At 45.6% G+C, this 13,491-nt stretch carries 13 protein-coding genes; 4 read left to right on the top strand and 9 right to left on the bottom strand.

What is annotated here, in order from left to right; all coding sequences use genetic code 11:
- The first annotated feature begins 1 nt into the window (after window position 1).
- Window positions 2-196 (top strand): hypothetical protein, encoded by a 195-nt coding sequence (locus tag R7Z49_RS01030; RefSeq protein ID WP_005373920.1) that lies wholly within the window; start codon window positions 2-4, stop codon window positions 194-196.
- A gap of 75 nt (window positions 197-271) precedes the next feature.
- On the opposite strand, the gene fusA is transcribed toward R7Z49_RS01030, so the two are convergent.
- From fusA to R7Z49_RS01005, 5 genes are all read right to left on the bottom strand, one after another.
- The gene (gene fusA / locus R7Z49_RS01025; protein WP_042523303.1) at window positions 272-2,296 is read right to left on the bottom strand and encodes an elongation factor G; all 2,025 of its coding nucleotides are present in this window, start codon (window positions 2,294-2,296) and stop codon (window positions 272-274) included.
- A gap of 294 nt (window positions 2,297-2,590) precedes the next feature.
- On the bottom strand, window positions 2,591-3,583 hold the full coding sequence (gene dgcA / locus R7Z49_RS01020) for an N-acetyl-D-Glu racemase DgcA (protein ID WP_053307177.1): 993 nt from the start codon (window positions 3,581-3,583) through the stop codon (window positions 2,591-2,593).
- A 50-nt stretch (window positions 3,584-3,633) separates the two neighbouring features.
- Window positions 3,634-4,638 (bottom strand): N-acetyltransferase DgcN, encoded by a 1,005-nt coding sequence (dgcN, locus tag R7Z49_RS01015; RefSeq protein ID WP_025767998.1) that lies wholly within the window; start codon window positions 4,636-4,638, stop codon window positions 3,634-3,636.
- Between the two features lie 101 nt (window positions 4,639-4,739).
- The gene (locus R7Z49_RS01010; RefSeq protein ID WP_025767997.1) at window positions 4,740-5,621 is read right to left on the bottom strand and encodes a LysR family transcriptional regulator; all 882 of its coding nucleotides are present in this window, start codon (window positions 5,619-5,621) and stop codon (window positions 4,740-4,742) included.
- A gap of 162 nt (window positions 5,622-5,783) precedes the next feature.
- Entirely contained in the window at window positions 5,784-6,992 is a 1,209-nt protein-coding gene (locus R7Z49_RS01005; protein ID WP_025767996.1) for an MFS transporter, read from the bottom strand.
- Between the two features lie 201 nt (window positions 6,993-7,193).
- Between R7Z49_RS01005 and soxR the strand changes: the two genes are divergently transcribed.
- On the top strand, window positions 7,194-7,628 hold the full coding sequence (gene soxR / locus R7Z49_RS01000) for a redox-sensitive transcriptional activator SoxR (protein ID WP_318111193.1): 435 nt from the start codon (window positions 7,194-7,196) through the stop codon (window positions 7,626-7,628).
- Window positions 7,629-7,637: 9 nt separating this feature from the next.
- Here soxR and R7Z49_RS00995 read toward each other — a convergent pair whose 3' ends face one another.
- Window positions 7,638-8,033, bottom strand: coding sequence for a DUF2391 family protein (locus R7Z49_RS00995; RefSeq protein WP_005373896.1), 396 nt, complete (start codon window positions 8,031-8,033; stop codon window positions 7,638-7,640).
- 13 nt (window positions 8,034-8,046) lie between these two features.
- Window positions 8,047-8,892 (bottom strand): tetratricopeptide repeat protein, encoded by an 846-nt coding sequence (locus R7Z49_RS00990; protein WP_005373890.1) that lies wholly within the window; start codon window positions 8,890-8,892, stop codon window positions 8,047-8,049.
- A gap of 200 nt (window positions 8,893-9,092) precedes the next feature.
- On the opposite strand from R7Z49_RS00990, the gene R7Z49_RS00985 reads away from it, so the two are divergent.
- Window positions 9,093-9,563 carry an ASCH domain-containing protein gene (locus R7Z49_RS00985; RefSeq protein ID WP_186585498.1) on the top strand — a complete coding sequence of 157 codons (471 nt, stop codon included), beginning with the start codon at window positions 9,093-9,095 and terminating at the stop codon, window positions 9,561-9,563.
- A gap of 54 nt (window positions 9,564-9,617) precedes the next feature.
- On the opposite strand, the gene R7Z49_RS00980 is transcribed toward R7Z49_RS00985, so the two are convergent.
- Entirely contained in the window at window positions 9,618-10,205 is a 588-nt protein-coding gene (locus R7Z49_RS00980) for a class I SAM-dependent methyltransferase (RefSeq protein WP_186585497.1), read from the bottom strand.
- A gap of 90 nt (window positions 10,206-10,295) precedes the next feature.
- Entirely contained in the window at window positions 10,296-11,813 is a 1,518-nt protein-coding gene (locus R7Z49_RS00975) for a phospholipase D family protein (protein ID WP_171344242.1), read from the bottom strand.
- Between the two features lie 518 nt (window positions 11,814-12,331).
- On the opposite strand from R7Z49_RS00975, the gene R7Z49_RS00970 reads away from it, so the two are divergent.
- Window positions 12,332-13,489, top strand: a complete 1,158-nt coding sequence (locus tag R7Z49_RS00970; protein ID WP_025767993.1) for an efflux RND transporter periplasmic adaptor subunit — start codon at window positions 12,332-12,334, stop codon at window positions 13,487-13,489.
- Window positions 13,490-13,491 lie beyond the last annotated feature (2 nt).

Below are 13,491 nucleotides of genomic sequence, written 5' to 3'. Positions count from 1 at the left end.
AATGGCTGTAATGAAGCAGGATATTCCAAATCGTGTAACGGTTTACCATGACAATATCGATCAAGAACAAGAGCTGAAAAATGCGATGCTGCCAGAGAAACCGCGCTACTTTAACGGTGCTCCGACTTACAAAGCGAACAGCATCGAAGAGTTTGAAAGCAAAATCAGTCAGATAGGTTTGTCTCTCGATAAATAATTTTTCTTTTACCTAAAAGCGCCCTCAAAATGAGGGCGCTTTTTTGTTTATGTGATTGATTTGAATCGTAGGGAATTAACCTTGTTGTGCACTGCCTTGGCAGACCTGTTTTTGCACTGCTGGTGGCGCGGGCTCGTAATGGCTTAAAGTCATACTAAAACTGCCTTCACCACCCGTGATAGCTCGTAATCGACGAGCGTAATCTTGCAGCTCGTTTACTGGTGACTTGGCTCTGAGTAAGGTGAAGCTACTGTCGATTGGCTCGGTGCCTTCGATTAAGCCTCGGTTTCCAGATAAATCTCCAGAAACATCGCCAACGTTCGCGGTTGGGATGTGCAGTTCCATCTGGACAATGGGTTCTAGCACAATAGGATCTGCGTTGTTAATCGCATCTAAAAAGGCTTTCTTACCTGCGATGACAAACGCTATTTCTTTCGAATCGACGGAGTGATATTTACCGTCATAAACGGTGACTTCCACATCCTTAATTGGGTTGCCAGAAATCGCGCCTTCCTCTAACGCTTGCAAAATACCTTTTTCAACAGCAGGAATGAGCGCGGTTGGAATGGCGCCACCCACCACTTTGTTGATGAACTTAAATCCGGCACCACGTTCGAGTGGACGAACCTTCAATTGCACTTCACCAAATTGGCCTGCACCGCCACTTTGTTTTTTGTGTCGATAATGCCCTTCGGCAGGTTTGGTGATGGTTTCAAAGTATTCGACGCTTGGTTGGCAGGTTTCGACGTCCAGTTTGTACACGTTCGCCATCTTTTCTAATGCGACTTTGAGGTGAAACTCCCCTTGGCCGCTGATGATGGTTTCGTTGGTGCGAGCGCGATGTTCGATGCGCAGAGAAGGATCTTCACTGGCAATTTTATTCAGCACATCTCCTAATTTTTGCTCATCTCCACGCTTAAGAGGCTTCAAGCACAAAGAATACATGGGGTCAGGAAGATCCAACGTTTTGAGTTGAACACCATCTTCTTCGTGAGAGTCATGAACGATTGAATCGAATTCGAGATCATCCACTTTGGCTAAAACGCAGAAGTCGCCTGTAAGCGCGCGAGGGATCTCGGTTCTATCTTTGCCCTGCAGTTGATATAAGTGCCCAACCTTGAATGCCTTGTTGCTTTCGCCAATATAAAGCTGGCTGCCCGCATTGATTTCACCCTGATATACACGTAAGTAGGCAAGTTTTCCCATATATGGGTCGACGCTGACTTTGTACACGTGTGCGACGGTGTGCTCTAAGGTTTCGCAATTTACTTTGATTTTTTTGCCGTTCTTTTCCAGTTGAGGAGGGTTACCCTCGTTTGGCATGGGCATGATCTCCGCCAAGGTGCGTAGCAGCAGCTCGACGCCCGCACCGGTTTGTGCTGAGACAAAACAGACAGGAATCACATGTCCAGTTCTCAGTGCTTCTTCAAACGGATCATGCAGTTGCTCTGCGGTGAGTTCGGAGCCTTGTTCCAGATACAGTTCCATTAGTTCTTCATCGACTTCGATAACTTGGTCAATTAAGGTCTCATGAGCTTCATCTACCGTTGCAAGTAAGGTTTCTCGTCCCAATTCTGGTTCGAAATAGCAGTCAACTACAGATTCTCCGTCAGTCGAAGGTAAGTTGATCGGCAAGCAGTGGTCACCAAAATGCTCAACGATGTTCTCCATCAATCTCTCTAACTGATTACCGTGGTTATCGAGCTTATTGATGATGATCATCTGACATTTTTGCTGCTCTTTTGCAAAGGTGAATAGGCGATCGGAAGTTTGGTTTAGTGGTGTTTGAGGGTCGATGACAAGGGCGGATGTTTCAACGGCAGGAAAAACGCTGATAGTACGGCCAAGTAACTCGTTTTGTCCCGGAGTGTCGATGATATTGAGCCGGTGTTTATTCCAGCGCAGTGCGACTGGCGTTGCTTCAATACTGTGTTGATATTGGATGGATTGAGGGTCGAAGTCGGTAACAGTATCGCCTTTTTCTACGCTGCCTAAATGGTGGGTGGCATCGCAGGTGAAGAGCAGTTTTTCTATCAGTGTGGTTTTACCGGTCCCGGTTTGACCGACAAAAGCGATATTGCGTATTTTATTGATAGGCATAGAGCCTCCTTGCAAGATGGCGTGAAAAACCTACGAATTACTAGGAAGTGGGTTGTTATAGAAACCCACGCACTGCATTGGAGTAGGGCGGGATTACCGCCTATTCGTTTTCCACGTCATTTTCCGGATGACTCGATGCATAAGATCACCTTCTTGGACTACTGGAATCTTAGCATGCCTCAATAACCATATAATTTATGTGACTTATTTCATGATGGGGCTGATTGTTTTTTTTATCGAGATCATAAACTCAGAGGTTCTGACTTTTGGAGTAAAACCTCTGGATTGTTTAGGCTATTTGGAAAGAACGATTTCGCCGTCGCGATAAACCAAGCTTGGCGTTACATCTTGTCCTAGTAACACCGGGCCATCAAGATCGACAACGCTCGCCTGAGCAGCAATGGGTAACGCGGCTCGCATCGCCAGCGACGTCCCCAACATACAACCGGACATGAGGCTAAAACCGAGTTTTTGGGCGTCGTCGGCTAATAATAGTGCTTCAGTGAGCCCGCCAGTTTTATCTAGCTTAATGTTCACCATCTCGTATTTGCCAAGCAGTTGATGCAATTGCTCTCTGGTGTGACAACTCTCATCGGCGCAAAGTGGAATGGGGTGTGGAATGCTGGCGAGTACGTCGTCGCAGTCTTGTGACAACGGTTGCTCGATCATGGTGATATTAAACGGTTCGAGTTGAGCAAATACCGTCGCGAGGTCGAGGTTTTGCCACGCTTCATTCGCATCTAAGACAATTTGTGCGTGCGGCGCGGCATCGCGTACTGCTGCAACGCGCTCAATCACGTTTTCACCATCCAGTTTTACCTTTAGCAGTTTTGCGCCTTGGCTAAGGTAAGCTTGTGCCTGTTTTGCCATCGCTTGCGGCGTGTCGATAGAAACCGTCATCGCCGTCACAATCGCCTCGGGTAACGTAAAGAGGTCGTGAACCTGCTGCTTTTGGCTCAAAAGCGCGTGAAGATGCCAAAGGGCGCAATCCAATGCATTTCTTGCCGCCCCTGCGGGTAATAACGATTGAAGCTGGCTTTTGAGAACCATGACATCAGCTTCGCCTTTGGCATACAAACTTTGCAGTTCATGCGCGGCGTGAGAAATCGCCTTAATCACCGATTCAACCGATTCACCATAACGAGGGTATGGCGTGCATTCACCTTGGGCGGTCATGCCTCGATGTTCAATTGTCACGCGGACTACGTGGCACTCTGTCCGACTGCCGCGAGAGATGCGAAATGGTGTCGCCATGGCAATCGTGACAGGTTCTACATGAATTTTCATCTCACTAGTTTTCCCTAAACCGCAGTTATTTTCTAAACCGTAAATGTTTCTTAAATCGTAAGGAGCCTATCTGCAACCGCATCAACGCCAAAACGTACAGGGTCGGTGACGGGCACTTGGTATTTGTCGCTCCAATCCTGGCATAACTGGGCTGCATCTTCTTCGCTGACCGCCGAAGTGTTCAAGCAAATACCCACTAATTGAGCGTTTGGATTTGTTAGGCGAGCAGCGGCCAGATTCGCTTCTATCGTTTGTTCAATGGTTGGCAAGCTCGCATGTGGTAAGTTGCGGATGTGCGGGCGACCAATCTCATGGCACAGTATCAGAGCGTCAGCTTGTGCGCCGTGAAGTAAGCCCAAACTTACGCCAGCAAACGAAGGGTTAAACAATGAACCTTGCCCTTCGATGATGTCCCAATCGTGATCGGTGAACTCAGGGCTGATCGCTTCTACTGCGCCGGAGATAAAATCGGCAACTACGGCATCAATCGAAATGCCACTGCCTGCGATGAGAATTCCGGTTTGACCCGTTGCTTTGAACTCTGCACGACAGTTTTTACGCTTCAATGCATACTCAATGGCAAGGGCAGAGTACATTTTGCCAACGGAGCAATCTGTTCCTACAGTAAGTACTCGCTTGCCTGCACGAGCTTTGCCATTGCCGACCTTGAGCGGGGCATCATAATGGCGAACATCATACAGTTTGGTTAATCCGCGTTGTTCTAGATCGGCAAGAGGAGAAAATTCCGCCAAACGTTGATGCATGCCCGATGCAATTTCAAATCCCATCTCTGCCGCTTCAAGTAAGGTTGCTTGCCAAGCTTCGGGAATGACGCCTCCTGGATTTGCCGTGCCGAGCACCAGCGTTTTTGCTCCTTGCTGCTGCGCTTGTTGTATTGTCATGTCGGTTAAACCAAGCGATACGGTTTCTGGCGTCAGGCGGATTTGGCCAAGGCAAATCTCAGGTCGCCATTGGTAAATGCCACGCGCGGTTTTTGCTGCAAGTGGATCGGTTACATCGCCAAGAAAAAGTAGGTAAGGTTGAGCAATTTGCATGATGGTTCCCTTCGTCATCGTTATTGCTCATTAATTTAGCCAGACTGATTTAGGAAACCGAATGCTTATTTGTTAGGCAGGTATAACTTCAGGTTATACCTTTAAACCATCTGTTGTTTTAGAGCGGTGATAAATTGCTTTGTCGCAATGGATTGAGGTGTGTGCTCTGCGAATAAAATAGAGACAGAGAAGGACATATTTGGCTCCAAAGCATGCACGGAAACGGCATTATCTTGGCGATATTGTTTTGCAGTCCAAGGGTCTACAATCGCGAATCCTGCTTCGTTTTTCACCAGTTCAGCCGCCGCGGAGTAGCTGCGGACGGTAATGGCATGTTGATAATGCTCGTCACGCGCTGACAAGGTTTGATGTAACAGCAAGCCCAGAGGGTCTCGGCTATCTAAACCGATAATGGGTAAATCGTGACTGATGAGTTCTTCTAAAATGACGGTTTTTTCTGCGGGTATCGCTGCGCTTTTAGGAGCGATCAGTGCTAAGTTTTCTTTCAATAACACGTGCCCCATGATCGCTGGTGGTGTTTCTTCACCGAACGCAATGGCGACATCCAGTTCATGTTTCAGTAATCCTGAGCACAGCTCATCGCGATTGGCCGTTAATAGCTCAAAGGAGATGCCGTGCTCTTTCGACAACAACGCGACAGTCGGCGCTAACAAGTGCGCGGCCAAAACAGGCGGGGCACCGACTCGTAAATGTTGAGTTCCCTGTTTGACTTTGTTGGTCAGAGAGCGAAATTGTCCGAGTTGTTGATAGACTTTTTCAGCCTCTGGCAATAAGGCTTTGGCTTCTTGAGTGGGAACGAGGCGACCTTTTACACGCTCAAATAAAGCGAAGCTCAGTTGTTGTTCTGTATGGGCGAGAACTCGAGTGACATTAGGTTGGGAAACGTGCAGTAAGCGAGCCGCGCCTGACACCGTTCCTGCTTGCATAATGGCGTAAAAGACTTCTAATTGCCTTAAGTTCACTGCGATTTCCCCCTGCTCATGTTGGTCACCTCAGAATACCCAACCTTGCTGATAAGCGATAGAGGCAAAAGTGCTGGCGTAAAAAATAGGAAGACGATGTTGGTTGCCTTCTTATCTCGCTTTTTCAATTTCTCAACTTCTCAACTTCTCAACTTCTATGCTTCACTTTGCTGCTGCATGAAGGGGCAGGTCGTTAAACGGCTCGACGTCTCGGCTGAGTAATCCCATCAAAACCACTGCTAACACCATGACAACAGCTGCTATTGCAAAACCGTATTGTGTTAGCTCGTAATGACTTAACATCGCGATTAACACGTAACTGAGAGATTGAATGGTGGTGGCAAACATGCTGATGCCGCCATCGACGCGACCTCGTTGATGAACCGCTACGGTATGATGCATCCAGTTGACTCTCGCAATGCGATTTAGCGCGTTAAATACGCCAAACAGCGCCGTAAACAATAAGATGGTCAGCGGGCTCATCGCAAAACTCATACCGATAAGCGCAAAAGAGACCATAACCATCGAAGCGAACATAATGTGGCTATGGGAGGCACGGCTTAGCACTTTGGTGACAATAAAGCCGGTTAGCAACGAGCCGAGGCCAAAACTGATGTTGAACCCTGCAAACCAATCGCCAGAGATGCCTTGTTCAGAAAACCAAATCGGCACCAGTTTGCTCAAATACGTCAATGCAGGATAAGAGAGGCAAGAGAGCAGAATAAAGCCATAAAATCGAGGTTCGAGACGGAATATTTGTTTGCTCTCTTTGAGTTGCGCGATGAAAGCAACGGATTTTGATGCCCTTAATTGTTGGGTATAAGGCGTTAGAATATAGAACATCGCTGCTAACGCAGAGGCGCTGGCCGCAAACAAAGCAAACTCTTTCATACCCCACATTTCAAGCAAAACAATACCCAACGCGCCAGCTCCGAGGGTTGTGGATTGCATTACAATTTCTTGCTGACCCGAAATTTTCGCATACTCATGGTGCTGATAATTTTCTTGGGTGAAGGCGTTGTTGGTCGTCCATGCAAAATTACTCGAAACCCAATACACCAATTGTGCAAAAGCCAGTAACCAGTGTGACTCAAACCCTAACCAATAAGCAATGAACACCACCAAAGCCATACCCGATTGAATCCATTGATTGAGCACGAGTAGTACTTTGCGTGAATGTCGGTCAATTAAAGTGGAAAAGAAAGGCGTTGCTAGAAAAGAAATCGCGGTGCAGCTCAGAGAAACTAAAGCGACGAATGTACCCATGTTAGGTTCGGAAAGCATGACCCATGGCAGCGCCATCATGAATAAGCCAGAGGAGATACTGTCGAAGAAGCGGCCAGCTAAGTACGGCTGAGTTTTATTTTTCATTATGTTTGCCTCTAACTCCCGATGGATTTCAAAAGGTTGATGTCCAACTGTCTTGTGTTTAACAACCAAGTCGTTCGCGCTGAACACATTATCTTGAGATCGCCGGGGTTTAGCGTTAATTAAGATGGTGCAACTTTAAAACCTCAAGTAAACTTGAGGTAAAGCATTTTTTTAACAAAATTGATACACAGGGAGTCAAGGATGGAAATCAGCGTAGGAGAAGTGGCAAAACGTTCTGGAGTGAAAGTATCTGCCCTACATTTTTACGAGCAAAAAGGACTGATTTCGAGTTGGAGAAATCAAGGTAATCAGCGTCGCTACCATCGCAGTGTGTTGCGCCGTGTTGCGGTGATCAAAGCAGCGCAGCAAGTTGGGTTGTCGTTAGAAGAAATTAAACATGCGTTAGATGAACTGCCGAAACACCAAGCCCCTAACAAAGCGCAATGGGAAGAAATGGCAAGCCATTGGCATGAACAGTTAGAACAAAAGATTCAAAAACTTAAAGCGTTGCAAAACGATTTAGGCGGATGCATTGGCTACGGGTGCTTGTCGTTAGAAACCTGCGCACTGCGAAACCCAGAAGATGTATTAGGGAAAGACCACTCGGGGTCGAACTTAACGTTAGAAGAAGAGTAGCGATTATCTCTATTCTTTGTCGAAACTGTCGACTACGATCGCGCCCATCGAAGCAGGCATTGTGATGACGATAACGCGCTTTATCGCAACCAAAGGCTCATTCATGAGTGGCAGCTTATCAAGACAGAAAAGAACTAACGCTACCACAACGGCCGCAATGAGGTACGCGATAACCACACGAAAAATAAAGATGGATACGCGATTCTTGATGTGGCTTTGAAACACGCTTTGATACGCGAAAAAACTGAGGAAAATGACAGAAAGACTTAACAGCATGAGCAAGTTTGCCATTGGTAGGCTCTCACCCAATCGCCACGCCTCCTCCGAAAATGAGATCGGGACTGCTAGGGCAAAAGCACCAACCAATACTTGGCTAGCGTCTTCTAGATTAAAGTGGCTGCTCATGCTGTTTATTCCATTATTCGCTTGCTAGATGTAAGAGCTTTTCAAAACGCTCATTACCGTGCAGCAATTCGAGGTCTCGTTCTTCTGCAAGTAAATCACGAATGGATGGGCTGTATTCAATTGCGCGTTCCAAGTCTTCAATAGCTTGCTCTTCGATACCAAGGCGAGAGTATGCACACGCGCGTTGATACAGTGCAGGGCCGTTGGTGTAATCGACTTCAAGTACGCGGTTACAAATGCTAAGTGCCCAATGGTATTCGTTGATTTCCATCGCTGCGTCGGCTTTGTAAGTCAACGCTTCTAAATCACCTGGACGAATTAATAAGATTTCATCATAGATTTCAATACGTTGTTCTGGAGTTTGAGAGCTTTGTGCACGTAGCCATAAGTTATGGATCTCGTTGATTTTCTCAATCTCTTTGTTGTTTTCACTGATAATGCGAGTTTTGCGTTTTAAATCTCGCTCAAGGGCGACAAACTTTTTCTCGTATTCTTGGGCGATCTTCTCCAATCGTTTATCAGCCATCTCTTTGGTGTTGTGTTTAAACTCGCGCAGAGATTGCCATCCGACAAAGGCAATCAGCGATGCGACACCAGCAATGATGTAGAAGAAGTATGTAACGGTCACGTTGGCATAGTTCAACGATTTATCTGCGACCGTTAGCTCGCGATCGGTGATCTCTGTGATCATTCGCTTTTCTAGGCTTTGATAGTCCTGACGTAGCGCTTTTAGTTCATCTAAAATATAGCGTTCCATTAATGGTCTATCTAACAGATCCGATTCTGAATACTTTTCCTCCGATGCCATTGTTGGCAAGGCAAGTATCAGCGAGAAAAAAATACCAATAAATAAGCGCATATAACGTCCTTTCACGAGAAGAGTACAGATAGACCATGCAACAATAGCAAATAGCACAAACGTTTAGCAAAGTTATTACAAAAGAAATAACAGTCGTCTACGTAGAAGTCATATTCTTGTTGTTTTTCAGTTTGTTCCTGGTGGTTATTTGTTGTGATATCTTTTATCCTCCTTGCGAATTTATGATTAATGGAGTGAGCATGGACGCGCGAGCTAAGGATTACTTAGAACAATTCCTAGAATTATTATCACCAGAACAAAGGGAAGCTGTACCATCAGTCAGTGCTGACTATTATTGTGCCGACGAATACAACGCGAATGTATGCGCAGATTTGGTTCGTATTGGACAGAAAACTGCATCGTGCAGTTTGGAGCTTTGGTATCGAGAACATGGTGAAATCATGCCCCAAGTCGGTCATTTACAAGTAGTGACGAATTGGGATGGGGACCCAGTTTGCGTGATACGAATTACTGACGTAAGTACATGCAAATATGAGGATGTAACCGCAGAGTTTGCCTTCGCAGAAGGCGAAGGTGATAGAACCTTAAACTGGTGGCGTGATGCTCATACTGCATTTTTTAGAGCTGAATGCGATGAGTTGAACATCGATTGGCATGAGAAACGTACGCTGGTTTTAGAGCGTTTTGAAGTGGTGTATCCCGTCAATTAATCTCTGATAGCAGCACTGATTTGAAGTGCTGCTTTCTTTACTGAGAGACCATTTTTAGCGCTTTCGAGCGGTCACACTAAACATGTGCCAATGTTTTTGGCTTCCGACTACAGTGGTCCCGTCTTCATCTCTTTCATGCAATGAAATGAGGTCGTAACCTTCGAATAAGCTTTCCACTTCCTTTTTTGTTAATGCGGTAATGTTTGGGTGCATTTCGAAGGTAACCCAGGAGTCTTTCACTCCCAAGAAATCACCGGAGAAGATACCGCCCGGTTGTAATGCGCTGTCTATTTTTGTCCAGACTTGTTTGAAGCCTTTGTCAGGGCAAAAGAACAAACTGGCATTTGCGATAACCAAGCTGCACTGAGGATAATTAAACTCAGTAAAACAGCACTGCGAAACTGAAAATCGCTTATTACCTTCAAAGCGTGTTAAACAAGTTTTTACTGCATCTTCATTGCTATCACATGCGTGAACCTTAAATCCCTGTTCGAGGAGAAAGTGACTGTCTCGACCTATTCCGCAGCCAATATCAAGAGCGACTTTGCCTTCTATCTTAAGTAGGTTCAGGGCATTTTCCACGTTTGGGCGGTGAGGTTGGCTTAAAATCTTCTGATAGTATTCATTCCATTGCGCTGGCATTGAACTTCCTTATGTTGGTTGTGTCCCCTGCCCAAAACTAGCGTCCATTTTGTTTTGCTTGACTGGGGAGATTTGCAGTATTGGCAACTGTTATAGCTGATCTTCAATCGGTAATATTCCGGAGAACCAAGCGCCCATTTTTCGCCATACTCCTGCTTCTGGTTCGGAGTCGTATTCTTCGCCTGTTTTTACGTCGATCCAGACAATGTCCCCGTCGCGCAGAGTTAAGGCGTAGGCGTTACTCGACAGTTGATTCGGCAGTTGTTCTAGAAACATTTGCACATATTCTGGCTGTTCGATAACAACGGCCATTTCGGTATTCAAAGCTGCCGAACGTGGGTCCCAGTTCATTGAACCAACGAAAAGTGTTTTGTTATCAATCGTCATTGCTTTAGCGTGTAAACTTGCTCTGCTACTCCCCGTGAGGCTCCACTTACTTTTGAGTTTTGCGCTCGCTTTTACTTCCCAAAGCTTGATTCCAGCTTCGAGTAGATCTTTTCGATATTTTGCGTACCAACCATGCACGGCAAACACATCGTTAGACGCGAGGCTATTGGTCACAATCGTGATATCAACGCCTCGCTTGGCCGCGTTACTTAATGCTTGAGTACCTACTTTAGTAGGAACGAAATAAGGAGAAATGAGCACAAATGAATCCTCAACACTTTTAACCAGTTCCGACAAATTATCAATAAGTTGGCTCTCTCGGGTTGCGACTTTATCGGGCAGATCAAACCATACTTTCGCTTCTCCCCAGTAGAGCTTGAGTTTGCCTTGTTTTAGATCTTGGTACATATCCAGTTGTGTGAAGTCATAGCGGCCGGTTGAAAACTTTTCCTCTAACCGGAGTTTATTGACCTGCTTTTGAATCGCTTGGTCGGTAATTTGCTGTGAATTCGGTGTAATCCATTCCATTGGTATCGCATAGGCGCTATTCCAGTAGAGGTCGAACTGATCGGCAGTTTGTTGTACCGCCTCACCATAGAGCAGAAGATCAAAATCACCAAACTCAACTTGCGATTCAAAAGAGAAGTATTCATTGCCGATATTTCTACCTCCGACAATGGCGGAAACACTGTCTGCAATCAGAGACTTATTGTGCATACGACGATTAAGACGTTCAAAATCGCTAGCAAGAGCGAACCAACGGGAGTCGCGATACTGATGCGGGTTAAATAAGCGGATTTCTATATTAGGATGTGCATTGAGGGCAGCCATCACATCGTCGTTTCGCTTTTGCATATCGTCAAGCAACAGCCTTACTCGAACACCACGCTTTGCCGCTTCATACAAGCGCCACGTTATTAGCTGACTCGTTTCGTCACCACGGTAAATATAGTATTGAAGATCAAGGCTTTTCTGGGCGGACTCGATCAAAGAGGTTCGAGCAAGAAGGGCATCGTGTCCCTGATTTAACGGTGCAAAGCCAGTTATGGACTTAGGGTCTCTCCCGTAAGCTTCAAAGTACTGCGCAAGAACAGAATCCTTTTGATAACCGAGCTGAAAGCTGGTGGACTTTTCACTGGCGTCATTCAACGATACGGATGAGCATGCCGATAAAATAGTGAGCAGCGAGGGGAAGAGCAACTTGGCGAGTGTTTGTAACAAAGCACATTTCCTTGTCTTACAGAGTGTTACCTACTCCAAATTATAGACTTAAGCTGACGCCACATGCACCCAGAACCGTTTGATAACGAGCGATTAATCAATGAATTGCCATAGAGCCTGCACTAAGTTCAACTTTTAGAGCGCAGATAATCATTTATTTTAATTATCATTATGGCCGTATTGGTCATAATCACTAATATCTGGTGATTATGACCAATAGCACACTGGATAAAATAATGATTTTTATATAACCATATGATTTTTAATAAATAAATGCTTGGCATGTCATTTGCTGTTTAGAACAAAAGTTAAGTCAGAGCAACTTGCGCAGTTGGTTAATTTTTTGTTAATTTTATTAACTTTGAATTGGCAATAACTATCTAGTTCGCTGCTTAAAAGACTAGGCAAGCGCCGCTTTGATGTTTATTCAAATTCAATTCTCTCATCACCATGCTTACCGGGAGCAATGGACTGAATAAAAGTGTGGTGTTGAAAACAACAATAAAAAAGGATTTTCGATGTTAGCAAAACCCATATTACGTTGGCTTTTACCCTTCGTCGTCGTTGGAGGCTCTTATGCAGGATATGCTGCAATTGCCGCAACTGCGCCGGAAAAAGAGTCAACCAAAGATGCAATTACAGAACCTACTGTTCAGGCTTCTTCTCTTTTTCCTACTGATCACAAAGTGGTGATTACCAGTCACGGTGAATTAGTCCCTTTTGAAAAAACACACCTTTCCGCGCAAGTCAGTGGTGAAGTGATAAGTTGGCACCCGAATTTTGTAACGGGTGGCATCGTGAAACGAGGAGAGGTTCTTTTCACAATTGAAAGCGACAACTATGAAGCGTCGGTTTTACAAGCTGAAGCCGATTTAGCTAGTGCACGCGCAAACTTGATTGAGGAACAAGCGAAAGCCGAAGTGGCAAAACGTCAGGCAAAGAGACTGAGCGATAAGCAAGTGACGGATCTGTATTTACGCAAGCCTCACGTTTTGAGCGCACAAGCGCAAGTAAAGTCGGCTCAAGCGGCACTCAAACGAGCAAAAAGAGAGTTAGAAAATTGCAAAGTCGTTGCACCTTACGATGCGCTGGTTGTTGAGCGTGATATTGGTGTTGGTCAATTTGTTACATCTGGTTCTCGAGTTGCCACATTAAACAACATCGAAGTGGCAGAGGTGCACGTACCGATTGCCGGTTTTGATAGTGCATTTTTACCCGAATCCATTGGTGAACTCACTGCGACAGTGACGCAGCAAGGTGTGTTTTCTACCACTAGAGAAGGTCGAGTAGTTCGTGATCTAGGCATGATTGATAGCGCTACCCGAATGATTAACATGGTCATTCAAATCGCGGACCCATACGGTGTCGATAACCAGCAGCCTCCAATTAAATTCGGCTCCTACGTTGAAGTGAGCTTCACTGGTAAGGAACTTAAGCATATCTACCGCTTGCCACAGGAATTAGTAAAAAATCGTACCGTGTGGGTAGTGAATGGCGATAATCAACTTCAACCCAGAACTGTCACGGTTTTGAGAGCAGAAGGTGAGTTTTTGTTGGTGGGCGAAGGTTTAGAGCAAAGTGATAAGTTGGTACTGACCTTGCCCGAGTACCCTCAAAAAGGCATGGCGGTACAAATCGCAAAAAAGAGTGACGACTCCGAAACCGTCGTACAGTAAGT

This window comes from Vibrio sp. 1562 (assembly GCF_033340155.1).
GTDB classification, from domain to species: Bacteria; Pseudomonadota; Gammaproteobacteria; order Enterobacterales; family Vibrionaceae; genus Vibrio; species Vibrio alginolyticus.
Note: the sequence above shows the minus strand (reverse complement) of the source record. Positions and strands in the feature narration are given on the sequence as shown.